Source organism: Kitasatospora sp. NPDC048715 (genome assembly GCF_043198905.1).
In the GTDB taxonomy this organism is placed as follows: domain Bacteria; phylum Actinomycetota; class Actinomycetes; order Streptomycetales; family Streptomycetaceae; genus Kitasatospora; species Kitasatospora lactacystinica.
The window spans coordinates 362,040-387,519 of the sequence record NZ_JBICVH010000004.1 but is presented as its reverse complement, the minus strand read 5'-3'; the positions used below and the strand labels follow the sequence as shown (position 1 = coordinate 387,519).

The following is a 25,480-nucleotide window of genomic DNA, read 5'->3' as shown; positions in this document are numbered from 1 at the left end:
GGCCGCTCCCCCAGAGCGAGCCTAACGTGCCGGGCGGCCTGTCCCCCCGGCCGATCACCCGTGGTTACGACGTACGCCCCGACACCATGGTTCCAGGTTGACCAGCGTTTCTTCAAGATTAGGCAAAACGCAGCGCGACCACGGACGGACGCTGCTTGATCCGGCGCACGAGCGGCAGCAGGGTGCTCAGCGGCGGGCGCCCGCCCTCCGGGTACACCTCCCGCACGTCGACGACCCCCGGGTGCGCGGTGGCCAGCAGGCCGCACTCGTCCGCGTCCATCCCGAACGGCATCGGCGGCGCCTGGTAGTACCGGTCCCGCAGCTTGCCCTCGACGGCCCGCCGGCTGAACCAGCGCGGCACCGCGTCCAGCACCATGGCCCCGCCGGGGAAGCGCTCGGCGCAGGCCGCGATCAGGCCGCGGACCTCCTGCGGCCGCAGGTACATCAGCACCCCCTCGGCGCTGATCAGCACCCCGTTCGCCGGGTCCACCGCGTCCATCCAGCCCGGGTCGGTGGCCGAGTGGGCCACGATCCGGTGCCGCTCGTCCGGCGGCAGCAGCTGCCGACGCAGCGCGGCGGTCTCCGCCAGGTCCACCGACAGCCAGTCCGCCCGGCCGTTGTCGACCCGCCAGGCCTGGGTCTCCAGGCCGTCCCCGAGCCCGACCACGGTGCCGCGCGGGCAGCGGGTCAGGAAGTCGGACACCTCGCGGTCGAAGCAGGCCGCCCGCAGCGCCTGGAGCTGGCTCACCAAGGCGTTCTCCCCGAACCGCGTCGCGAACGGGTAGTCGATCCGGCCCACCAGCTCGACCGCCTTCGGGTCCGGCAGCACGGTGTCCGGCCGCCGCGCCTCCACCGCCCGGTGCCACAGCGTCCACAGCGCCGTCTCCGACACCTGTCCCAGCTCCGGCCGCACCCCGCCACTCATCGCTCGCTCCTTCGGACCTGGTCCCGTCGCGTCTCCGCCGTGGTCCCGCCGCGTTCCGGCCGGTGTTCCGGCCGCGTTCCCGTCATGGGCATGAACCCGCCGATTCTGACACCCCGTCCGTCCCTCCCGTCCCGTCGACGCGCCGACGCAACGGCGCAACGGCGCAACGGCGCAACGGACCGGGACGGGACGGTCGAGGCCCGGGTACGGTCCGCCTCCGTGCTCAACCTCGTCGGCCCGGGCGAACAGCCGGGAGCGGGCGCCGGAGCGACCGGCGGCGGCGCGGGCAGGGCGGGCGGTCCACCGCCGGGGTGGGCGGTCCGCGGGATCGCCCCGGGCAGCCACCGGTCCACCGTGGAGGCCGAGTTGTTCCACGCGGGGTACAGGCCGCGGAGCGGGCCCGGCCGCCGAAGAGGCGGCCGTACGGCTGGCAGCCGAGGTCCCGGCAGAGCATGATTGAATCATGTTCAGCTCGAAGCCAAACAGGAACCGGCATGAGCTACAAACCGATTGAGAGTTACGGGCTGATCGGGGACATGCACACGGCGGCCCTGGTCGGTACGGACGGTTCCATCGACTGGTGCTGCCTTCCCAGATTCGATTCACCGAGCGTGTTCGCCCGCCTGGTCGACGACCGGCGGGGAGGATATTTCAAAATATCGCCGACACTGCCGGGGCGTCGCCAGCAGATGTACATGCCCGACACCGCCGTCCTGATCACGCGTTTCCTGAGCACGGAAGGCGTGGGCGAATTGGTCGACTTCATGCCGGTCAAACGCTCGGATTCCGACGTGAAGTCTCATCAGATCGTCCGCATAGCCAAGGCGGTGCGCGGCAGCATGTCCTTCCGCCTCGATTGCCTGCCTGCCTTCGATTTCGCCCGAAAGGGACATGAAATCACCCAGGAGGGACGCGGAGCCGTTTTCCACGGCGGCGATTTCTCCATCGCCCTCACCAGCAGGTTCCCGCTCGCCACCGTGGACGACGGGGTCTGCGTCGAGTTCACCCTGCACGAGGGCGAGGAGGCCACCTTCCTCCTGCGCCAGGTGGAGGGCGCCGGCGGTGCGGGCGACCTGCTCGAAGCGCGGCTGACGGGGCAGGACCTCCTGCACCGCACCATCGACTACTGGAAGGCCTGGCTCGGCCAGTGCACCTACACCGGCCGGTGGCGGGAGATGGTGTGGCGCTCCGCCCTCACCTTGAAGCTCCTGACCCACGACCCGACCGGCGCGATCGTCGCGGCCCCGACCACCAGCATTCCCGAGGAGGTGGGAGGGGACCGGAACTGGGACTACCGCTTCACCTGGATACGGGACGCGGCCCTGACCCTCTCGGCGTTCATGCAACTCGGGTTCACCGAGGAGACCATCCGTTTCATGGGGTGGCTGGAGGAACGCGCGAAGGAGACCGGGGAGGGAAGTCCGCTGAAACTCATGTACCGGGTCGACGGGAGTTCCCGGCTCGACGAAATCGTCCTCGACCACCTTCAGGGATACCGGGATTCGCGGCCGGTGCGCATCGGGAACGGGGCGTCGCAGCAGCTCCAGCTGGACATCTACGGCGAGTTGCTCACGGCGATCGAGATCTTCGACGCACGCGTCTGCCACATCTCCTACGATCTGTGGCGGCACCTGGAACGCATGGCCGAGTGGGTCGCGTCCAACTGGCACCGGCCTGACGAAGGAATATGGGAGATCCGGGGCCGGAAACAGCACTTCGTCCATTCGAAGCTGCAGTGCTGGGCGGCCCTGGACCGGACCTTGCGGATTTCCACGCGCCGCGGTTTCCCGCTGGACAGCGGTCGCATGACGGCCGCTCGCGACGAGATCTTCAGGACGATCATGCGGGAGGGCTACGACGCCGAACGCGGCACCTTCGTGCAGTGCTTCGGGGCGAGCGCCCTGGACGCCAGCATCCTCACCATGCCGATGGTCGGCTTCATTTCACCGAAGGACCCGAGAATGCTGGGCACCCTGAGCAGCATCGTGGAGGACCTCTCGTCGGACAGCCTGGTGTACCGGTACGAGGTGAGCACGGCCGCGGGTGACGGCCTTCAGGGGAACGAAGGGACGTTCAACATCTGCACGTTCTGGCTCGTCGAAGCGATGGCTCTCGCCGGCCAGGTCGAACAGGCGAGGTTCCTGTTCGAGAAGATGCTCACCCACGCCAATCACCTCGGCCTCTTCGCGGAGGAGACCTCGGAAACCGGAGAGGGCGCCGGCAACTATCCACAGGCACTCACCCACCTGAGCCTGATCAGCGCCGCCTGCACCCTCGACCGGGCCCTGGGCGGAGGCACGGTATGAACGGGGACGAGCGTTCGGGGAGCGGCGAGTACCTGGGCCGGCCGACCGCCTCCTGGGCGGCCCTCGCCCGGAGCGACGATCCGACCGAACGTCGGCTGGGCGTGTACGCGTTGGGAGAGACCGGTTCGGCCGACGCGGTGCCCCTGCTGGAGGCGGCACTGGGCGACCCGCTCAGCTTCGTCCGGGTGTGGGCGGCGGCGGCTCTCGCGCGGGCGGATCCCGAACGGGAGGAGGACGTCGTCCGCGCCCTTTCGGCGGAGAGCTCCGACCCCGCCGGCTTCGTTCGCAGCCTGGTGGCCTGGTCCCTGGGCCGCCTCGACTATCAGCGGGCGGACAGCTCGGCAGCCGTTCGGACCCTTCGGCTCCTGCTCGACGATCCGGATGCCAGCGTCCGCGCCGAGGCCGAGCTCGCCCTGCACCATCTCGTCCGAAGTGCCGGCCGAGCGGATTCGGCCGACTGACGGCCGTCCGTCCCCCTCGCCCCGGGAACACCGAACCGGCCCGAACCGGCCAGGCCCACCGGCTCTGGCTTTGCGGAGGATTTCCGCAACAATGGTGATGGCAGGTTCATTTCGCACGACGACGAAACGGAACCGCCATCCGGCACCCGAGCCGCGCGGCGGATCGCAGGGCCTGCGATTCAGCGAAACGAGCACGGTGGCGGGCTATTGACCGGGCACTCGTACGCCCGGATCCTGCGGGGTGCCGAAATCCTTGCAGGGAGGCTTCGACATGAAATTTGACCAGCCATGCGTCCTGGTGGTGGACGACGATCCCGTCAACCGGATGCTCCTCACCAGGCTCGTCGAAATGGAAGGGTATCTGGCGATCACCGCGGAGGACGGCCAGGCGGCCTGCGACCTCCTGTCGACGAAAGACGTGGATGCCGTTCTGCTGGACATCGAAATGCCCGGGATGGACGGTTTCAGTGTGCTGGAGCACGTCCAGAAGGACGTCGCGACGCGCGATATTCCGGTCATCATGATTTCGGGGGTCGAAGACATGGACAGCATCGTCAAGGCGATCAGCCTCGGTGCGGCCGACTACATTCCGAAACCGGCCAACAAGGTCCTTCTCCGAGCGCGCATCGACGCGAGCCTCAACCGGAAGCGGCTGCACGACCTGGAGCAGGACCGGATCCGCGGGATGTTCGCCCGGTTCATCCCCCCGCCCATCGTCGACAAGGTCCTCCTGCAGGTCGACGAGGACCTCAGGCTGAAGGGGGAAAAGCGCACCGCGACGATCATGTTCGCCGACCTCCGCGGCTTCACCTCCTGGGCCGAGGACAGCGCTCCGGACCTGGTCATCAGCACCCTCAACCAGTACCTCGGCTCGATGAGCGACGTCATTCTCGACCACGGCGGAACCCTGGTGTCCTATCTGGGCGACGGGATCATGGCCGCCTTCGGGGCACCGATCGAGCAGGAGTTCCACGCCGACCTCGCCCTGGCGGCGGCCAGGACGATGGACCGGGACGCCCTGCCCGCCTTCAACGCGTGGCTGCGGCAGGAGGGACTGGGCACGGGGTTCCGCATCGGGATCGGCCTGAACAGCGGGCCGGTGATGTCCGGCACGGTCGGATCCGCCCGCCGCCTGGAGTACGCGGCGGTCGGCGACACCACGAACACGGCCTCGCGTCTCGAACAGATGACGAAGGATGCCTCGCACGCGATTCTGCTGTCCGGCGAGACCTACTCGATGCTGAGCAGCCCTCCGGACGACCTCGTCTTCGTCGGGGACCTGCCGCTCCGCGGGAAGCGGTCGACCGTCGGGGTCTGGGGCTGCCGCCGGAAAGAGGATTTCGGCCAGGACTCCTGAGGCACGGCGCCCCAGAACGGCCGCCGGATGACAGAAGGAGAACACCTCCCCCCCCTGGCCCGCCGCGAGCAACCCCGAATGATCGTGTATTTTTCATCCATAAAACTTTCCATCAACCCCGGGCCCGGAACTTCTTGCACCGACAGATCAGGCGTGCTGTACTTGTGACATATCGAGCAGTTTCCGAAGATTTGGTGCGTCAGCAGAACGCAAAATCATGACCGAGGGTATCCACCGAGCCCGACCGGGCCCGGGAAACCCGGTCGGAGAACCTGGAGCGATAACTCTTCGCAATCACTCGCCCTTGTCGGTCCAACATCCAGGGTGGCCACAGAATGTCCATGCGAATTCATGTCACAGATTCCGGCGGAGCCGAGCGCGACGTCGTCCTGGAAGGGCGGCCGGAGATCCTGCCCAACGCCTCGTCAGATCATTCGACGGCCATGTCCGGCGCCCAGGTGGTCGTGACCCGTTACGGGCAGCACCACCACTTCGAGCAGAACGGCGGAACCGAGTACGTCGACGGCCGGCTGCTGCCGGTGTTCAGCTGGACCTACAGCACGTCGATAGCCGAGTAGCACACCGACCGTCACACCGCGGCCGCGCGCCCGGGATCGACCCGTGCGGCATCCGTCGACCGCGGCACCCGTCGGCCCGATCCGGTGCGCCCCGGTGCGACCCGATGCGCCGCGGGTGGAGGAGCGTGATGTCCGTGGACGACAGAATCGCCGTCGTCGGGATGAGCTGCCGTTTCCCCTCGGCACCCGATGTCCGGTCCTACTGGTCCCTCCTGACCGTTGGCGCCAGTGCGATCTCCGCACCGCCCGACGATTCCCGGGCGCGGCTCCCGAACCGCCCCCGCTCCGGTGGATTCATCGAGAATCCGGCGGAGTTCGATGCCGACTTCTTCGGGATCTCGCCGAAGGAGGCGGCCGCGCTCGATCCGCAGCAGCGGCTGGCCCTCGAAGTGGCCTGGGAGAGCATCGAGGACGCCGGAATCCGGCCGTCCGCACTGAGCGGGCTCGACACCGGCGTCTACTTCGGGGCCATGCGCGACGACTACGCCGTGATCACACGGCGTCAGGGCGCGGGCGGCTACGGTCTGCACACCTTCACGGGGCTCCAGCGCAGCATGATCGCCAACCGGGTGTCCTACGCGCTGCGGCTCGGCGGTCCGAGCATGACGGTGGACACCGGGCAGTCGTCGTCCCTGGTGGCCCTTCACCTGGCCTGCGAGTCCCTCCTGAACGGAGACTCCGAAGCCGCCCTGGCGGGCGGCGTCAGTCTGCTGCTCGATCAGGACGGGGCAGCGGGAGCCGGGCAGTTCGGCGCCCTCTCACCCGACGGCCGCTGCCGGCCGTTGGACAAGGATGCCAACGGTTTCGTGCCCGGCGAGGGCGCGGGGGTCGTCCTGCTCAAACCCCTGTCCGCGGCACTGGCGGACGGAGACCGGATCTACTGCGTCGTCCGGGGCAGCGGCGTCAACAACGACGGCGGCGGGCCGGGTCTGACGCACCCCAGCGTCGTGGCGCAGCAGGAGCTGCTGCGCCGGGTGAACGACCGCGCCGGGACCCTCGACTCGGTGCAGTTCGTGGAACTCCACGCCACCGGGACGCCGACCGGCGACGTGGTGGAGGCGCGGTCCGTGGGCGGCACGCTGGGCGCCGCCCACGACAGCGGACACCCGGTGGCGGTCGGCTCGGTCAAGGCCGCCATCGGTCACCTGGAGGCCGCGGCGGGGATCGCGGGCTTCATCAAGGCCGCTCTCTCGGTCTGGCACCGGGCGATCGTCCCGCAGCCGAACTACCGGGAGCCGTCCCGGCTCATCCGGCTGGGGGACCTGAACCTGCGGGTTCCGCTCGCCCTGGAGGACTGGTCGCCCCGGCGGGTGCCGCTGGTCGCCGCCGTCGACTCCTTCGGGCTCGGCGGCACCAACTGCCACGTGGTGGTGTCCGAGGCCCCGGGGACGGACGGAACGGAGCCGCGGGCGGACCGGGTGCGCTCGGAGCACGTCCATGTGCTGTCCGGGCGGACGCGGGAGGCCCTGCAGGCCCAGGCCCGCACGCTGCTCGGCCAGTTGACCTCGGCGGTCCGGGCCACCGAGGGCGTCGAGGCCACCGACGGCGTCAAGGGCGTCAAGGGCGTCGAGGATCCGGCCCCGGCTGCTCCGGGCGCCTTGTGGGGCACGCCGCCGGAATCGCTCGACGTCGCGTACTCGCTGGCGACGACCCGGACCCACTTCGACTGGCGCGCGGCCGTCGTCGCCGATGGGCAGGACGCGCTGCGGGAGGGACTGTCCCACGTCGCCGCGGGGAGCCCCTCGCCCCTCGTCCGCACCGGCGAGACGTGCGGTCGGCAGGGCGTCGCCTTCGTCTTCACGGGACAGGGCAGCCAGCGTCCCGCGATGGGCCGCGGACTGCACCGGCACCAGCCGGTGTTCGCGGCGGCCTTCGACGAGGTGGCCGCGGCGTTGGACGCTCACCTCCCCCGCCCGCTGGCGTCCGTGGTGTTCGCCGACCCGGGTGGCGACGAGGCGGCGCTGCTGGACGACACCGCCTACACCCAGCCAGCGCTCTTCGCGTTCGAGGTCGCGCTCCACCGGCTGCTGACCAGCTGGGGGATCCACCCGGACGTCCTGCTCGGCCACTCGATCGGGGAGCTGTCCGCGGCGTTCGTCGCGGGCGTGTTCTCCCTGCCGGACGCGGCGTTGCTGGTGGCGCAGCGCGGTCGGTTGATGAGCGCGCTCCCGGAGGGGGCGATGGCGGCGATCGAGGCCACCGAGGAGGAGATCGCCCCGCTGCTGGACGAGTGGAGCGGTCGGGTTTCGCTCGCCGCCGTGAACGGCCCCCGGGCCGTCGTCGTGTCGGGGGAGGCGAGCGGTGTGCGCGCGACGGCCGAGGCGTTCGGGCGCCGCGGAGCGCGCACCAGGATCCTCCGGGTGGCCAAGGGCTTCCACTCGCCCCAGGTCGACGAGGTGCTGGACGAGTTCGCGGAGGTCGTCGCGTCGATCCGGTTCCGGCCGCCGGAGGTGCCGGTGGTCTCCTCGCTGACCGGCGCCCCGGCGCGCGGGGAGGACCTGTGCACGGCCGGGTACTGGGTCGATCAACTGCGGGGAACCGTACGGTTCTGCGACGCCGTCCGCGCCGCCGCCCGGAGCGGGGCCGCCCACTTCCTGGAGCTCGGACCCGACGCCACCCTGACCACGATGGCGGGGCGCTGCCTGGAGGCGGAGGGAGCGGACCACCGCGGCACGATCGCGCTGCTCAGCGACACGGTCCCGGAACCGGCCGCGCTGTCGGGGGCGTTGGCGGAGCTGTACGTCCACGGGGTCCCGGTCGACTGGTCCGCGGTCTTCGGGCACCTGCCCGCACGGCGGATCGCGTTGCCGACGTACGCCTTCCAGCGCAGGGAGCACTGGCTGACGCCCGAGGGGGCCGCGGACGCCGCCGTTCCCGCGGAGACCGGCCGCCCGCCCGCCGCAGCACCGACCGCACCGACCGCACCGACCGCACCGACCGAGCCTGCGGCCTCGCCCACGGACCCGACGCACCTGTCACCGGGCCTCGCCGCCCTCGCCGGCCCGGATCCCGAACGGGCCGTCCTGGACCTGCTCCTGAGCCGCACCGGCGCCCTGCTCGGCTACCCGGCCGGCGAACGGATCGATCCGCGCCGCTCCTTCGCGGACCTCGGGATGAACTCCCTCACCGCCGTGCAGCTTTCCGTGGAACTCGGTACGGCCGTCGGGCGGACGCTACCGGACACCCTGACGTACGACCACCCGACCCCGCGCGCCGCGGCGACCGAGGTGGTCCGGCTGCTGGCCGCCGGGGACGGGCGGACCTCCCGGGCCGAGGATCCGTCCGCCGGTCTCCCGGAGCAGGGCCGTGATCCGGTGGCCGTCGTCGCGCTCGGCTGCCGGCTGCCCGGCGGCGTCGGGTCCCCGCAGGAGCTGTGGGACCTGGTGCGCGAGGGCCGGGACGCCGTCGCGGACTTCCCCCGTGACCGGGGCTGGGACCTCGACGGGCTGTTCTCCGACGACCCCGACGCGTCCGGGAGGACGTACGTGCGCCAGGGCTGCTTCCTGTACGACGCCGCGCAGTTCGACGCCGGCCTGTTCGGCATCTCCCCGCGCGAGGCGCTGGCGATGGACCCCCAGCAGCGCCTGCTGCTGGAGACCGCCTGGGAGACGTTCGAGCGCGCCGGCATCCCCGCCGATTCGCTGCGGGGCAGCGACACCGGCGTGTTCATCGGTGCGACCGCCCAGGAGTACGGCCCGCGGATGCAGCAGGCGTCCGGCGAGGGCGCCGGCTACGCCCTGACCGGGACCACCACCAGCGTGGCCTCCGGTCGGCTGGCGTACGCCTTCGGTCTCCACGGGCCCGCGCTGACCGTCGACACCGCGTGCTCCTCCTCGCTCGCGGCCGTCCACCTGGCCTGCCGGTCGCTGCGCTCCGGCGAGTGCGGGCTGGCGCTGGCCGGTGGGGTGGCCGTGCTCTCCTCGCCGGGCATGTGGATCGAGTTCTCCCGCCAACGCGGGCTGGCGCCCGACGGCCGGTGCAAGCCGTTCGCCGACGCGGCCGACGGCACGGCGTGGAGCGAGGGCGCGGCCCTGGTCCTGCTGGAACGGCTCTCCGACGCGCGCCGCCACGGCCATCCGGTCCTGGGGGTCCTGCTCGGCAGCGCCGTCAACCAGGACGGTGCGAGCAGCGGTCTCAGTGCTCCCAGCGGGCCCGCGCAGGAGCGGGTCGTCCGGCGCGCGCTCGCGCAGGCGGGTGTGGGTCCCGCCTCCGTGGACGCGGTCGAGGCCCACGGCACCGGGACGACGCTCGGCGACCCGATCGAGGCCCAGGCGCTGGGCCGGGCCTACGGCGAGGGCCGGGACGCCGGCCGCCCCCTGCTGCTGGGCTCGCTCAAGTCGAACATCGGCCATGCGCAGGCCGCCGCCGGAGTCGCCGGTCTGGTGAAGATGGTGCTCGCGCTCCAGCACGAGGAGTTGCCCGCCAGCCTGCACATCGACGCGCCCTCGACCCGCGTCGACTGGGAGGCGGCGCGGGTGCGGCTGCTGACCGAGCGCGTCCGCTGGCCGCGGGGGCCGGTCCCCCGGCGGGCGGGCGTCTCCTCCTTCGGGATCAGCGGCACCAACGTCCACGTCGTCCTCGAAGAGGCTCCGGACGGCGTTCCGGCGGCACCCGACGACCGCTCCGACGACCACCGCCCCGACGGCCGCCCCGACAACGGCCCCGGCGACCGCCCTGGCGACCGCCCCGGCGCGAAGTGGGGCGCGTCCGCCCTCCCGTGGGCGCTCAGCGCCGCCGATCCGCGGGCGCTGCGCGCCCAGGCCGGGCGGCTGGCCGAGTTCCTGCGGGACGACCCGGGGGCGGACCCCCGGGACATCGGCTGGTCCCTGCTCACCACCCGGACCGCGCTCGACCACCGGGCGGCCGTGGTCGGCGACGACGCGCAGGCCCTGTCTGCGGCCCTGGACGCCCTGGCCCGCTCGGCCGACGCCGACGGCGCCGCCTCCCGGGAGGCCGTCGAGGCCGAGGCCCGGCCCGGTCACCGGACGGTCTTCGTCTTCCCCGGCCAGGGTTCGCAGTGGGCCGGCATGGCGCGCGGCCTGCTGGCCGCCTCGCCGGTGTTCCGCGCGCACGTCGACGCCTGCGACCGGGCCCTGTCCGCGCACTGCGACTGGTCGCTGCGGTCGGTGCTGGCACAGGAGCCGACGGCCCCGTCCCTGGAGCGCGACGACGTGGTGCAGCCCGCCCTGTTCACCGTCATGACCGGGCTCGCCGAGGTCTGGCGCGCGCACGGGGTGGCTCCGGACGCCGTGGTCGGGCACTCCCAGGGCGAGCTGGCCGCCGCCTGGGTGGCCGGTGCGCTGACCCTGGAGGACGCCGTCCTGGCCACCGTGACCCGGAGCCGGCTGGTCGGCACGCTGGCCACCGACGGGGCGATGGCCTCCCTGAGGCTGTCGGCCGCCGAGGTCGAGGAGCGGCTGCGGGACGGCTGTCCCGGCCTCGGCATCGCGGTGTACAACGGCCCCACGTCCACCGTGGTCTCCGGACCGCGCGACGAGCTGGAGCGCCTCCTCGCCCGGTGCGACGAGGAGGGCGTGCGCATCGCCCGGATCGCGGTCGACTACGCCTCGCACTGCGCCGACGTCGACGTCCTGCACGAGCCCCTGACCAGGGCCCTGGCCGCGATCGTCCCGCGGCCCGCGCGGATCCCGTTCTACTCGACCGTCACCGCGGACACGGACCCGGCCCGCCTGCTGGACGCCGCGTACTGGTTCACCAACCTGCGCAGCCCGGTCCGCTTCGAGTCCACCGTCCGGGCCCTGCTCGCCGCGGGGCACGACACCTTCGTCGAAATGAGTCCGCACCCCCTGCTGGCGGTCGGCGTCCAGGAGACCGCCGACAGCGCCGAGCCGCCGCCGGACGTCACCGTGCTCCCCTCGCTGCACCGGGACGCCGGGGAACCCGCCGACCTGCTGCTGGCCCTCGCACGGGCCTGGTGCCACGGCCTGCCGGTGGACTGGGCTCCGGTGCTCGGCGGGGCCCGACGGGTCGCGCTGCCCACCTACGCCTTCCAGCGGGAGCGCTACTGGCTGCCCGCCGTGCCGGAGGCCGCCGACGGCGCCCGGCCGGACGGGGACGGGGAGGAACGGTCGCTGTGGGAGGCCGTGGAGCGCCGGGACACCACCGCGGTGGCCGCCCTGCTGGGGCTGGCCGACGAGGCCCCGGTCCACGACGTCCTCCCGGCGCTCGCCGCCTGGCACGGCTCCCGGAACTCCCGGGCCCGCCTGGGCGATTCGTGCTTCACCGGCTCCTGGGTGCCGATGGCCGCCCAGCCCGCGTCGACCGCCCGGGGCGACTGGCTGCTGGTCACCCCGGGCCCGGACGCGGGGCCCTGGCCGCGGGCCCTGGCCACCGCCCTGGCCTCCGACGGCGCCGACATCCGCACCGTGGTGCTGCCGCCGGGCACCGACCGCGCCGGGGCGGCCCGCCTGCTGGACGGCGGGGCGGACGCCCCGCGGCCGGGCACCGTCGTCTCGTTCCTCTCCCACCGGCCGCCCGAACAGTCGCGACCGAGCCGTCTGCTGGCCGACACCGCCGCCCTGCTCCAGGCCCTGGACGACCTGGGCGCGGAAGCCCCCGTGTGGTGCGCCACCCGCGAGGCCGTCCGCGTCGACGAGTGCGACCGCGTGGTCGACCCCGCCCAGGCGGCGCTCTGGGGGTTCGGCCGCGCCGCCGCCCAGGAGTATCCCGACCGCTGGGCCGGCCTGCTGGACCTCCCGCTCGGACCGGATCCGGAGAGCCTGCGCCGGGCCTGCGCCGTCCTGGCCGTGGCGGGCCCGGAGGACCAGGTCGCGGTCCGGTCCCGGGGCGGCTGCGTCTGGCGGCTGCGGCAGGCCGCACTCCCGCCGGGCCCCGGCTGGCAGCCCCGGGGAACGGTCCTCATCACCGGCGGGACGGGCTTCCTCGGCTCCCACGCGGCCCGGGCCCTGGCCGCCGCCGGCGCCCCGCACCTGCTGCTGCTCAGCCGGCACGGCGCGGACGCCGCGGGCGCGGGCGAGCTCACGGCCGAACTGACCGCCCTGGGAAGCCGGGTGAGCGTGACCGCCTGCGACGTCCGCGACCGGGACGCGCTCGCCGCCGTCCTCGACGCCGTCCCACCGGACGAGCCGTTGACGGGCGTCGTGCACACCTCGGGCGTGCTGTCGACCGCCATGATCGACCAACTGACGCAGGATCACCTGGAGCAGGTGCTGGCCGTCAAGGCCCAGGGGGCGCAGCACCTGCACGACCTCACCGAAGGCCTCGACCTCGATGCCTTCGTCCTCTACTCCTCGGTCCTCGGCACCGTCGGCATGGGCGGCCACAGCGGGTACGGCGCGGCCAACGCGTACCTCGACGCGCTCGCCGAGGCCCGTCGGGCCCAGGGCCTGGCGGCCACCTCCATCGCCTGGGGCTACGCCCCCGGCGGCCTCGGTGCCGGACACGGCGACTGGATGACCGAGCGCGGGCTGCTCTCGCTCACCCCCGAGTCGACCGCCGCCGAGCTGACCGCCCTGGCCGCCGGACGCGAACCACGGATCACCCTGGCCCGCTTCGACTGGCCGGTGTTCCTGGCCGCCCGGGCGGCCGACCGTCCCAACCCGTTCCTGGACGACCTCGCACCCGTCCAGCGGGCCCGGCAGGAGCGGAGCGAGGACTCCGGCCGCGCCGCCGCGGGGCTGCCCGCCGACTATCCGCAGCTGCCGTCCGCCCGTCAGCGGCAGGTGCTGGCCGACCTCGTGCGCTCCACCACCGCGGCCGTCCTCGGCCACCGCACGCCCGACTCGATCGCCCCGAACCGGCCGTTCAAGGAGCTCGGCCTGGACTCCCTGGCCGCCGTCCAGCTGCGCAACCGCCTGGCCCGCTCGACCGGCCTGCGCCTGCCGACCGGCCTGGCGTTCAGCCATCCGACGCCCGCCGCCCTGGCCTCCCACCTGCACGCCCGGCTGGACGGTGGCGAGGCACCGGGGAAGGCCGCGGACCGGACGGCCCGGCAGGTCCCGGTGGCGGTCACCGAGCCCCGCTCCGCCGTCGAGCCGATCGCCGTCATCGGCATGGCCTGCCGGCTGCCCGGCGGGGTCGACACCCCGCAGGAGCTGTGGACGCTGCTGGAGGCCGGCACCGACGCCATCTCCTCGTTCCCCGACGACCGCGGCTGGGACCTCGCCGGACTGTACGACGCCGACCCCGCCGCGCACGGCAAGAGCTACGTCACCACGGGCGGGTTCCTCACCGGCGCGGCCGACTTCGACGCCGAGTTCTTCGGCGTTTCGCCCCGCGAGGCCCTCTCCATGGACCCCCAGCAGCGGCTGCTGCTCGAAACGTCCTGGGAGGCGCTGGAGCGGGCCGGGATCGATCCCTGGTCGCTGCGCGGAAGCTCCACCGGGGTGTTCGCCGGCGCCGTCTACCAGGACTACGGCTCCCGCTCGCACGAGGCGCCCAAGGAGATGCAGGGCTACCTCACCACCGGCAAACCGCTGAGCGTGATCTCGGGGCGGGTCGCCTACGTCCTCGGGCTCGAAGGGCCCGCCGTCTCGGTCGACACCGCCTGCTCCTCGTCCCTGGTGGCCGTGCACCTGGCCTGCCAGTCGCTGCTCCTGGGCGACAGCGCCCTGGCCCTGGCCGGCGGGGTCACCGTGATCGCCTCGCCCGGGCTGTTCATCGAGTTCTCCCGGCAGCGGGCGCTGTCCCCCGACGGTCGCTGCCGCTCCTTCGCGGCCGAGGCCGACGGCACCGGGTTCGCCGAGGGCGCGGGAACGGTCGTCCTGGAACGGCTCTCCGACGCCCGCCGCAACGGCCACCCGGTCCTGGCGGTGATCCGCGCGGGTGCCGTCAACCAGGACGGCGCCAGCAACGGCCTGACCGCGCCCAACGGGAAGTCCCAGGAGCGCGTCATCCGCCAGGCCCTGGAACGGGCCGGGCTGAGCAGCGGGGACGTCGACCTGATCGAGGCCCACGGCACCGGCACCACCCTGGGCGACCCGATCGAGGCCGAGGCCCTGCTGGCCACCTACGGTCGCGACCGCGCCGCCGACCGGCCGGCCCACCTGGGCTCCCTCAAGTCCAACGTCGGCCACACCCAGGCCGCCGCCGGCGTCGCCGGGCTGATCAAGAGCGTCCTGGCGCTGCAGCACGCCGTCCTGCCCAGGACCCTGCACGCCGCGACCCCGACCCCGCACGTCGACTGGGGCACCGGCGCCGTGCGGATCCTCTCCGAGAGCGTTCCCTGGCCGGACACCGGCCGACCGCGCCGCGCCGCCGTCTCGGCCTTCGGGGTGAGCGGCACCAACGCCCACCTGATCGTCGAACAGGCCCCGGCGGAACCGGAACCGGCCGCCGTCCCGACCGCCGCCCCGACCGTCCGGCCGCCCGTCCTGGCGCCACCCGTCTGGCTGGTCAGCGGGCACAGCGAAGCCGCCCTCAGGGCCCAGGCGGAGAAGCTGCGCCGCCACCTCGACGCCTTCCCGCCCTCCTCCGCCGAAGCCGTCGGCCACGCCCTGGCCACCGGCCGCGCCCGCCTGGCCCACCGGGCCGCGATCACCGCCCCCGACCTGGACGGCTGCCTGCGGGCGCTCGGCGCGCTCGCGAGCGGGGACACCGACCCGGACCTGGTCACCGGACGGGCCGCCGAGGGCCGGACGGTGTTCGTGTTCGCCGGCCAGGGCTCGCAGTGGCCCGGCATGGCGGCCCGGCTGATCGAGGAGAGCCAGGTCTTCGCCGACAGCATCGCCCAGTGCGCCGACGCCCTGGCTCCGTACACCGACTGGTCGCTGCGGCACGCGCTCTCGCCGGGGGCCGGCGCCGAACTGCTGGACCGGGTGGACGTGGTCCAGCCCGCGCTCTTCGCCGTCCAGCTCTCCCTCGCCCGGCTCTGGCACGCCGCCGGGGTCAGGCCGAACGCCGTGGTCGGGCACTCCCAGGGCGAGATCGCCGCCGCCTGCTTCGCCGGTGTCCTCTCGCCGACCGACGCCGCCCGGGTGGTCGCCCAGCGCAGCAGCGCCCTGACCCGTCTGGAGGGCGACCACGGCCTGCTCGCCCTCCAGCTCTCCCACGAGGAGGCGCTGCAGCGGCTGGAACCGTACCCCGGGCTCACCGTCGCCACGGTCAACAGCCCCCGGGCCGTGGTGGTCGCGGGCCCGGCGGACGAGCTGGAGGCCCTGCGGGAGGAGTGCGCCGCCGACCGGGTCAGGGCGCGCCGGATCCCGGTCAGCTACGCCGCCCACTCCCCCCAGGTCGACGAACTGCGCACCGAGCTGGTGGAGTTGCTGGCCCCGGTGGCCCCCGCCGCCGGGGAGCTGGACTTCTACTCCTCGGTCACCGGCGCCGCGGTGGACGCGGCCGAACTGGACGCCGCCTACTGGTACCGCAACCTCCGCGAACCGGTCCGGTTCGACCTGGCCGCCCGGGCCCTCCTCCAGGACGGCTACCGGTTCTTCGTCGAACCCAGCGCCCACCCGCTGCTGTCCAGCGCGGTGCTGGAGATCGCGGACGAGGCGGACCGGCCGGCCACGGCCCTGCCCACTCTGCACCGCGGCGAGGGCACGCTGCGCCACGTCACGGCGGCCGTCGCCCGAGCCCACGTCGAGGGGGTCGCCGTCGAGACCGCCGCGCTCAACCCGCACCACCCCGGGCAGCCGTCGGACCTGCCGACCTACGCCTTCCAGCGGCGGCGCTTCTGGGTCGACACCTCGGGCGGCGACACCCGGCAGGAACGCGCGGCCACCCTCGGCGCGGCCTCCACCGACCACCCGGTCCTGGACATCAGCCTGCCCGACCCGGAGAACGACGGCCTGGTCCTGACCGGCCGGGCCGGCCCGGCCACCCACCCCTGGCTGCGCGACCACGCCCTCCACGGCGCCCCGATCCTGCCCGGCACGGCCTTCGTCGACCTCGCCCTGCACGCGGGCCGGGAGTCCGGCTGCCCGCACCTGACCGAACTGACCCTCCTCGCCCCGCTCCACCTGGGCGAGGAGGACGGCACTCAGCTCCACCTCACCGTCGGCGGCCCGGACCCCACCGGCCGGCGGAGCGTCACCGTCCACTCCCGGCCGCACACCGCCGTCACCGGCGAACCCTGGACCCTGCACGCGCGAGGCGTCCTCGCCGCCTCCGCTTCGCCGCCCGACGCGCCGGCGCCCGAGTCCTGGCCCCCCGACCACAGCGTTCCGCTGGACGTGGACGAGTTCTACGCCGGCGTCGGCCTGCGCGGCTACGACTACGGCCCGGCCTTCCGGGCGCTGACCGGGATCTGGCGGCGCGGCCAGGACATCTTCACCGAGGCCCGGCTCCCCGACGCCCTGGCCGCCGAGGACCCCGCCTTCGCCCTGCACCCGGCCCTGCTCGACGCGGCCCTCCAGGGCCTGCTGGTCCGCCGCCCGGCCGGCGTCGAACTCCCCTTCCACTGGGGCGGTGTCCAGCTCCACCGGCCCGGCGCGCGAACACTGCGCACCCGCATCCGGCCGCTGGACGAGCGGAGCGTCACCGTCGACATCCGCGACGGTGACGGCAACCCGGTGCTGCGGATCGAACGCCTGGTCATGCGGCCGGCCGGCGCCCGGGCTCCGCGCCGACGTCTCGGCGGCGAGGGGCTGTACCGCCTCTCCTGGAAGCCCGTGGCCTCCGCCACCCCGTCCGGCCGGCAGCCGGGCGCGGTGTGGCTCGGCGCCGCTCCCGGGCCCCGGCCGGACGGCGGCTGGCCCCCGCCGCTCCACCCGGACCCGGCGGCCCTCGTGGCGGACCTCGGCTCCGCCCGGCCCGCCCCCGACCTGGTGCTGCACCCCCTGCCGACCGGCGACCCGGGGCCGGAGGGCCTCGCCCCCGCCGTCCACGCCGCCGTCCGGCGGACGCTGGAGCTGCTGCAGAGCTGGCTCGCCCAGGAGAGCCTGGCCACCGGCCGGCTGGTCGTGCTCACCCACCGGGCCGTCGCGACCGTCCCCGGTGAGACGCCCGACCCGGTCGCCGCCGCGGTCTGGGGCCTGGTCCGCTCCGCGCAGAACGAGGCTCCGGGGCAGTTCACCCTCTTCGACGTCGACGACTTCGGCCGCGTCGTCGACCCCGCGACCGGACAGCCCGACGCATCGGCGCTGGCCACGCTCCCGCTCGACACCGAGCCGCAACTCGCCCTGTGCGAAGGCGTGGTGTACGCACCCCGGCTCACCCGGGCCGCCGTCCCGCCGCCCACGCCACTGCCGTACGGCCCGGACGGCACCGTCCTGATCTCCGGCGGCACCGGCACCCTCGGCCGGCTGCTCGCCCGCCATCTGGTCGCCGAGCAGGGCGTGCGCCACCTGCTCCTGCTCAGCCGGGGCGGCGAGGCCGCCGCCGGCGCCGACACCCTGCGGGCCGAGCTCACCGACCTGGGCGCGGACTGCACCATCGCCGCGTGCGACACCGCCGACCGCGCGCAGCTGGACGCCGTCCTCGCCGCCCGTCTCGGCGACCAGCCCCTCACCGCCGTCGTCCACGCCGCGGGCACCCTGAACGACAGCACCGTGGCCAAGCTGACGGACGAGCAGGTGACCGCGGTGCTGCGGCCCAAGGTCGAGGGCGCGATCAACCTCCACCTGGCCACCCTGGCGCACGCCCCGGCCGCCTTCGTCCTGTTCTCCGGCGCGGCCGGGGTCTTCGGGACCCCCGGGCAGGCCCACTACGCGGCGGCCAACTCCTTCCTCGACGCGTTCGCCGAGTACCGGCGCGGCCTGCACCTGCCGGCCCTGTCCCTGCCGTGGGGCCTGTGGGCGGAGCGCAGCGCCATGACCGGCCACCTGGACGCCACCGCGCTGCGACGGCTGGAGCACCTGGGCATCGCCGAACTGCCCGCCGCCCACAACCTCGCGCTCCTCGACGAGGCACAGCGCCTCGACGAGGCCGTCCTGCTGCCCCTGCGGCTGAGCGGCGTGGCCCTGCACCACGACGGCGCCGCGTCACCGCTGTTGCGCGACCTCGTCCGGCCCCGGCAGCAGAGCACGCAGGCCGTCGAGGCCACCGAGGCCGATGAGCGGACCCTGCCCCGCCGGCTCGCCGACGCCGACCCGAAGGAGGCCGGGAGGATCCTCACCGACCTGGTGCGCAGCGAGGTCGTCCAGGTCCTCGGCCATTCCTCGACGGACGACATCGACGCCGACGCGCCCTTCGCCGACCTGGGCTTCGACTCGCTCACCGCCGTCGAACTGCGCAACCGGGTCAACCGGGCCACCGGGGCCGCGCTGCCGATCACGGCGGTCTTCGACCACCCCACGCCCGGGGCGCTCGCCGCCCGCCTCCTGGCGGACCTGCGGCCCGTCTCCGCCGCCGAGCCGGCGGAAGGGGCCACCGAACCGGAGCCGGCGACCCACTGGGCCGAGACCGCCGAGGACGCCGCGCTCTTCGCCGCCATCGACGGGATCCAGGAATGACTGCCACCGCCCCCCGCACCCTGCCGTTCAACGGCCTCGTCCGGGCCACTGCCCGCCGGGACGGCGCCCCGGGCCGCGAACCGTCCTTCGCGCAGATCCGCTGGGACCCCGCCCCGGCCGCCGCCGCCCCCTCCGCCTGGGCGGTGCTGTCCCCGACCGCCCGGCCCTCGGCGGCCGCCGAGGAGGTGCGCGCGGCCCACCCGGACGTCCCGCTGCTGACCCCCGGTCCGCGGGCCGGGCTGCCGACGGGGGTCCTGGTGGTACCGGCGGCCGGCGCGGCCGACCGGACGCTGGCCCTCGTCGAGGCCGCCCTCGCCCTGCCGCAGGAACGGGCGCCCCGCCTGGTCGTCCTCACCCGGGGCGCCGTCCTGGCCCGCGACACCGACCGGGTGACGGATCCGCGGCAGGGCGTCCTGCGGGAGCGCGTGCTGGCCTCGGCCGGCGCACGGCCCGGCCGGTTCGCGCTGGTCGACCTCGACGGGCACCCGGCCTCCCTCCGGGCCCTCGCCGCGGCGCTCGGCTCCCCGCGTTCCCAGCTGGCGATCAGAGCCGGCGAGGTCCTCGCGCCGGAGTCCGTTCCGGCCGCGCTCCTGCCCCTCCCCCCGGGACACGTCCGGCTCGCGCTGCCCGGCCCACCGCCCTGGCGGCTGAGCCTGATCGGCAAGGGGACCCTGGACTGCCTCGCCCTCGACTCCTGCGAGGAGGTCGGCGCACCCCTCGTGGGCAGCCAGGTGCGGGTGGCGGTGCAGGCCGCCGGGATCAACTTCCGCGACGTCCTGGACGCGCTCGGCCTCTACCCCGGCGACCCGGGACCGCTGGGCGCCGAGGGGGCCGGCACGGTGCTCGACACCGGCCCGGACGTCACCCGGCTGAAGCCCGGCGACCGGGTGATGGGCCTGCTCACCGGTGCGTTCGGCCCCGTCGCCGTGACCGACGAGCCGCTGCTCGTCCCGGTGCCCCCGGGCTGGCCGGCCGCCCGCGCCGCCGCCGTCCCGGTGGCCTTCGCCACCGCCTCCTACGGGCTGTTCGACCTCGGCCAGCTGACGGCCGGAGAACGCGTCCTGGTCCACTGCGCCTCCGGTGGCGTCGGCAGTGCCGCCGTCCGGCTCGCCCGCCACGCGGGCGCCGAGGTGTTCGGCACGGCGAGCCCGCCCAAGCACCCGGCCCTGCGGTGGCTGGGCCTGGACGACGACCACATCGCCTCCTCCCGGGACACCGGCTTCGAGCGGGAGTTCCTGGACGCCACCTCCGGCCGGGGCGTCGACGTCGTCCTCAACGCCCTCGCCCGCGAGGCGACCGACGCCTCCCTGCGTCTGCTGCGTCCGGGAGGCCGGTTCGTGGAGATGGGCAAGACCGACCCGCGCGACCCCGACGACATCGCCCGGGACCACCCCGGCGTCTCCTACCTGCCCTTCGACCTCCGGGAGGCGGCCGGACCGCCGCAACTCGCCGGAATCCTGCACGACCTGCGGGAGCTCTTCGCCACCGGAGTGCTCCACCCGCCCACCGTCCACGTCTTCGACGTCCAGGACGCCATCGCCGCCTTCCACCACATGAGCCGGGCGCGGCACACCGGCAAGCTGGTGCTGCGGATCCCGCCGCCCGAGGACGCGCGGGACGGCGTCCTGCTGGTCGGCCCGCTCGCCGACACCGTGCCGCTGGCCGACCACCTCGCCACCGGCCGGGGCTCCCGGCACATCTGGCTCCTCGCGCCCCACGACGAGGACGACGAGGGCCTCGCCCGGCTCCGGTCGCGGCTGGCCGGCCGGCCGGCCGAGCTCCATCCGGTGAACGCCGATCCCACCGACCCGGACGCCGTGCGGCAGGTCCTGGCCGACGCCTCGGCCGTGGCCCCGCTGACCGCCGTCGTGCACACCGCCGCCGACGACCGGACGGCGCCGGACGGCGACGGACCGGACGGCGACGAACGGGCGAGTGGCGAACCGGCGAGTGGCGAACCGGCGGCTGGCGAACCGGCGGCTGGCGAACCGGCCGGCGCGGCCGCGATCCTGCACCGGTCGACCCTCGAACTCCCCCTGGAAACCTTCCTGTTGATCGCCACCTCGGGCCCGAACGGCCCGGCCCGCGCCCCGGACGACCCGGTACGGGGCCTCGCCGCGCTGGAATCGCTGGTCGCGCACCGACACTCGCTGGGGCTCGCCGCCACGCTGGTGGTGCTGCCGTCGGCCCCCGAACCGCACCGCGCCGCCCTCCTCGCCCGCCTCTACGAGACGTCCCGCCACACGGACGCCCCCGTCCTGACCGCGGCCGAGGCCGCGCCGGACGCCGGACCCGCCGAGGCCGCGCCGGACACCGGACCCGCCGCCGAGGGCGGCTGAGCCCCTTGCCGTGCCGTCACCGCCCGTGCCGTCACCGCCCGTACCGGCGGCGGGCCCGGGCTCCGGCCGGCCCGGCGCACCCCCGGCCCCTCCCCCCACCCACGCGAAAGGCAGGACCGAACCATGGCGGAACAGGAGGAGATCCGCACCTACCTCAAGCGCGCCGTCGCCGAGATCGACAGGCTCCGTGACCGCCTGAAGGCCGCCGAGGCGGGCTCCGGCGATCCGGTGGCCGTCACCGGGTGCGGGTGCCGGCTGCCCGGCGGGGTCGACTCGCCCGCCGGGCTGTGGCGGCTCGTCGACGAGGGCCGCGACGCCGTCGGCGCGTTCCCCGACGACCGGGGCTGGCCGCTGGACGAGCTGTACTCCCCGGACCCCGACCGCTCGGGCACCTCCACCACCACGCGCGGCGGGTTCCTCTCCCGCCCGCAGGACTTCGACGCCGGGTTCTTCGGCATCACCCCGCGCGAAGCCCTCGCGATGGACCCCCAGCAGCGCGTCCTGCTCGAAGTGGCCTGGGAGGCCCTCGAACGCTCCCGCATCGACCCCGCCGCACTGCGCGGCACCGACACCGGCGTCTACGCCGGGGTGTCCTGGCAGGACTACGGGGAGGCCTGGTGGGACGACAGCCGGGTCGAGGGCCACCTCGTCACCGGAAGCGCCACCAGCGTCGTCTCCGGCCGCATCGCCTACCTGCTCGGGCTGGAGGGCCCCACGCTCTCCGTCGACACCGCCTGCTCGTCCTCGCTGGTCGCGATCCACCTCGCCCGTCAGGCCCTGCGCACGGGCGAGTGCGACCTGGCGCTCGCCGGCGGCGTCACGGTGATGGCGACACCGCGTCCCTTCATCGGGTTCTCCCGCCAGCGCGGCCTGGCCGCCGACGGCCGGTGCAAGGCGTTCGCCGACACCGCCGACGGCATGGGCATGGCCGAGGGCGCCGGCCTGCTGGTCCTGGAACGCCTCTCCGACGCCCGCCGCCACGGCCACCCCGTACGCGCCGTGCTCCGGGGCAGCGCCGTCAACCAGGACGGCGCCAGCAACGGCCTCACCGCGCCCAGCGGTCCGGCCCAGCAGAAGGTCATCCGACGGGCCCTGGCGGACGCCGGGCTCACCCCCGCGGACGTCGACGTCCTGGAGGCGCACGGGACGGGCACCAGACTGGGCGACCCGATCGAGGCCCAGGCCGTACTCGCCACGTACGGCCGCGGCCGCCCGCCGGACCGGCCGCTGCTGCTCGGCTCGCTCAAGTCCAACATCGGCCACACCCAGGCCGCCGCCGGCGTCGCCTCCGTCATCAAGATGCTCCTCGCGATCCAGCACGGCACCGTCCCCCGCACCCTCCACGTCGACCGGCCGAGCAGCTACGTCGACTGGGACTCCGGCGCCGTCGAGCTCCTCACCGGCCCGCAACCGTGGCCCGACACCGGACGGCCCGCGCGCGCGGCGGTGTCCTCCTTCGGCATCAGCGGCACCAACGCCCACCTCGTCCTCGAAGCGGCTCCCCCCGCCGGGAGCCCGCCCGCCGAACCGCCCCACCGCGACGGTGCGGTCCCCTGGCTGATCTCCGCCAGGAACGCCGCCGCCCTCGAAGCCCAGGGCGCGGTCCTGGCGGCGTACACCGAGGCCCACCCGGGGCTGCACCCCGCCGACGCCGCCCACGACCTCGCCACGACCCGCGCCCGGCTGCGCCACCGGGCGGCCGTCGTCGCCGCCGACCGCACCCGGCTCCTCGACGCCCTGCGCGCGCTCGCCGAGGACCGCCCGCACCGGCACCTGGTGTCCGGCACGGCCGCCCGCAAACCCGGTGGCACGGTCTTCGTCTTCCCCGGCCAGGGCGCCCAGTCGTCGACCGCGGGACGGCAGTTGCTCCACGACTCGGCCGTCTTCCGCGAGGCGTTCGAGGCCTGCGACCGGGCCATGCGCCCGCACACCGGGCGCAGCCTGTCCGACCTGTTCGGCGACGCGGCCACCACGGCGGAGCTGGAGCGCCCGGAGCTCGTCCAGCCGCTGTTCTTCGCGACCTCGGTCGCCCTCGCGGCACTCTGGCGCCACCACGGCGTCGAACCGGATCTCGTCATCGGGCACTCCCAGGGGGAGATCGCCGCCGCCCACGTCGCCGGCGCCCTCACCCTCGACGACGCGGCCTCCCTGGTCGCCCTGCGCGACCGGGCCCTCGGCCGGATCGCGGGCACCGGGGGCATGGTGACCCTCCCGCTGTCCGCCGAGCGCGCCGCGGAACTGCTCTCGGCGCTGCACGCCGCGCTGTCCGTCGCCGCCGTCAACAGCCCCTCCTCCGTGGTGGTCGCGGGCCCCGACGACGCCCTGGAGCAGCTGCTCGACCACTGCCGGACGGAGCGGATCGCCGCGCACCGGCTGCCCATCCGCGTCGCCGCGCACACCGGGGCCGTCGAGGCCGTCCGCTCCGACCTGCTGGCCGCCACCGACCTCCGCCCCCGCAAGGGCCGCATCCCGCTGCACTCGACCGTCACCGGCGAGCTGATCGACCACCAGCTCCTGGACGCCGGCTACTGGTACGCCAACGTGCGGGAGCCGGTCCGGTTCGACGAGTGCGTCCGCTCGTTGCTGGCGGCGGGATACCGGCACTTCGTCGACCTCGGCCCGCAGCCCGTCCTGGTCCCGGCCATCACCGAGAACCACCAGGCGTACCGCGGCGGCGCGCCGTCGCCGGGCGAGGCGTCCCCGGGCGCGCCGTCGCCGGGCCAGGCGGCCACCGTCACCGTCACCGGAACGCTCGGCCTCGACGCCGACGAGCCCACCTCGTTCCTGCTGTCCCTCGCCGCCCTCTGGGTGGCCGGGGCCCCGGTCGACTGGGCGCCCGCGCTCCCCGGCACGTCCGCGCTCCCGGCGGACCTCCCGACCTATCCGTTCCAGCGCCGCGGCTACTGGCTCGCTCCCGGGCCGGGGCCCGCACGCCCCTCCGCTCCCACCCCGCCGGACGGCGGCGCACCACCGTCCCCCGATCCCACCGGATGACGACCATGAACCAGGAATCCGCCACCGCTTCCCCCGCGTCCCCCGCCTCCGCTCCCCCTCGGCTCGAACCGATGATCGCGCTGGTGAAGGAACACGCCGCCGCGATCTCGGACCTGCCGGTCGAGGAGATCGACGACGACCAGCTCTTCCAGGAGCTCGGCTTCGACTCACTGATGACCGTCCGACTGGTCAACGGCCTCGAAAAGGCGACCGGCCTCGAATTCGAACTCGGCGTGGTCGGCGAGAACCCCACCCCGGCCGACCTCGCCGCCTTCCTCTGCGCCTCGCTCGCCCGGCAGGACCAGGAGGCGCCGTCCACCGCCCCGCCCGCGGCCGACGGCATCGGCGACATCTTCCGCAGGACCGTCGAGGAGGGCAGAGCCGTCGAAGCACTCGACTTCCTGGCCGCCGCGGCCCGCCTGCGCCCCCGCTACAGCGGCGCCGAAGACGCCGGCCCGCCACCGCCCCCGGCCCGCCTCTCCCGCGGACCGGAGAGCAGGAAGATCATCTGCCTGGACTCGCTGGGGCCGTTCCTCGGCAACTTCACCTACAGCCGCTTCGCCAAGCGCTTCCTCGGCCTCCACGACGTCCACGCGCTGCGCTACCCCGGCTACGCCCGCCCCGACGCCGTCCCGGAGTCGCCCGCGGCCCTGGGCCGGGCCATGGCCCCCGCGGTGGAGCGCTGCGCCGACGGGGCCCCGTTCGTGCTCGTGGGGTACTGCTCCGGCGGCTGGGCCTCCCGGCTGGTGGCCGCCGAACTGGAGTCCCGCGGCGCGGGGCCGGAGGCCGTCCTGCTGATCGACACCCCCGTCCCCGAGGACCTGTCCGACGAGGTCTTCAACGGCGGCACGAAGTCCCTGCTGGAGTCCTGGCCCGACATCGTCTCGCTGGAGACCCCCGCGCTCACCGCCTTCGGCTGGCACTACAGCATGCTGCGGGGCCACCCGCTCCCCGGCACGGCCGCCCCCACCTACTCCATCCGCGCCACCGAACCGCTCCCGTACACCGACGGCGTCCGGCTGAACAACCACTGGCCCGACAGCGTCGAGAGCGCCGACCTGGCGGCCGACCACTACTCGGTCATGGTGGCCCACGCGGCCGAGGCCGCGGACATCGCCGCCCGCTGGATCTGACCACCGCCCACGAA

At 74.5% G+C, this 25,480-nt stretch carries 8 protein-coding genes and 1 pseudogene; 8 read left to right on the top strand and 1 reads right to left on the bottom strand.

Annotated features, from left to right (window positions below; all coding sequences use genetic code 11):
• Positions 1-118: 118 nt before the first annotated feature.
• Positions 119-925, bottom strand: a complete 807-nt coding sequence (locus tag ACGFSC_RS10670) for a class I SAM-dependent methyltransferase (protein WP_359901034.1) — start codon at positions 923-925, stop codon at positions 119-121.
• A 494-nt stretch (positions 926-1,419) separates the two neighbouring features.
• Between ACGFSC_RS10670 and ACGFSC_RS10665 the strand changes: the two genes are divergently transcribed.
• From ACGFSC_RS10665 to ACGFSC_RS10630, 8 genes and pseudogenes are all read left to right on the top strand, one after another.
• Positions 1,420-3,231: a glycoside hydrolase family 15 protein gene (locus ACGFSC_RS10665; protein WP_359901031.1), complete on the top strand. Its 1,812-nt coding sequence runs from the start codon at positions 1,420-1,422 to the stop codon at positions 3,229-3,231.
• Positions 3,228-3,692, top strand: a complete 465-nt coding sequence (locus ACGFSC_RS10660) for a HEAT repeat domain-containing protein (RefSeq protein WP_359901028.1) — start codon at positions 3,228-3,230, stop codon at positions 3,690-3,692. Before ACGFSC_RS10665 ends, ACGFSC_RS10660 begins: the two co-directional genes overlap by 4 nt.
• 271 nt (positions 3,693-3,963) lie before the next feature.
• Positions 3,964-5,049, top strand: coding sequence for a response regulator (locus tag ACGFSC_RS10655; protein ID WP_359901025.1), 1,086 nt, complete (start codon positions 3,964-3,966; stop codon positions 5,047-5,049).
• 341 nt (positions 5,050-5,390) lie between these two features.
• Positions 5,391-5,627 (top strand): DUF5988 family protein, encoded by a 237-nt coding sequence (locus tag ACGFSC_RS10650; RefSeq protein ID WP_359901022.1) that lies wholly within the window; start codon positions 5,391-5,393, stop codon positions 5,625-5,627.
• A 134-nt stretch (positions 5,628-5,761) separates the two neighbouring features.
• Positions 5,762-19,000, top strand: coding sequence for a type I polyketide synthase (locus ACGFSC_RS10645; protein ID WP_359901020.1), 13,239 nt, complete (start codon positions 5,762-5,764; stop codon positions 18,998-19,000).
• On the top strand, positions 18,997-21,339 hold the full coding sequence (locus ACGFSC_RS10640; RefSeq protein WP_359901017.1) for a zinc-binding dehydrogenase: 2,343 nt from the start codon (positions 18,997-18,999) through the stop codon (positions 21,337-21,339). The genes ACGFSC_RS10645 and ACGFSC_RS10640 overlap by 4 nt, the downstream gene beginning before the upstream one ends.
• A 210-nt stretch (positions 21,340-21,549) precedes the next feature.
• A pseudogene (locus ACGFSC_RS10635) lies at positions 21,550-24,333 on the top strand (type I polyketide synthase); the annotation flags it as partial.
• 5 nt (positions 24,334-24,338) lie between these two features.
• Positions 24,339-25,466 carry a phosphopantetheine-binding protein gene (locus tag ACGFSC_RS10630; RefSeq protein ID WP_359901012.1) on the top strand — a complete coding sequence of 376 codons (1,128 nt, stop codon included), beginning with the start codon at positions 24,339-24,341 and terminating at the stop codon, positions 25,464-25,466.
• The last annotated feature ends 14 nt before the right edge of the window (positions 25,467-25,480 follow it).

Bases quoted from the DNA above. Each gene is read 5' to 3' on its own strand.
- ACGFSC_RS10670 (WP_359901034.1), bottom strand. From the start codon at position 925: ATGAGTGGCGGGGTGCGGCCGGAGCTGGGACAGGTGTCGGAGACGGCG.
- ACGFSC_RS10665 (WP_359901031.1), top strand. From the start codon at position 1,420: ATGAGCTACAAACCGATTGAGAGTTACGGGCTGATCGGGGACATGCAC.
- ACGFSC_RS10660 (WP_359901028.1), top strand. From the start codon at position 3,228: ATGAACGGGGACGAGCGTTCGGGGAGCGGCGAGTACCTGGGCCGGCCG.
- ACGFSC_RS10655 (WP_359901025.1), top strand. From the start codon at position 3,964: ATGAAATTTGACCAGCCATGCGTCCTGGTGGTGGACGACGATCCCGTC.
- ACGFSC_RS10650 (WP_359901022.1), top strand. From the start codon at position 5,391: ATGCGAATTCATGTCACAGATTCCGGCGGAGCCGAGCGCGACGTCGTC.
- ACGFSC_RS10640 (WP_359901017.1), top strand. From the start codon at position 18,997: ATGACTGCCACCGCCCCCCGCACCCTGCCGTTCAACGGCCTCGTCCGG.
- ACGFSC_RS10630 (WP_359901012.1), top strand. From the start codon at position 24,339: ATGAACCAGGAATCCGCCACCGCTTCCCCCGCGTCCCCCGCCTCCGCT.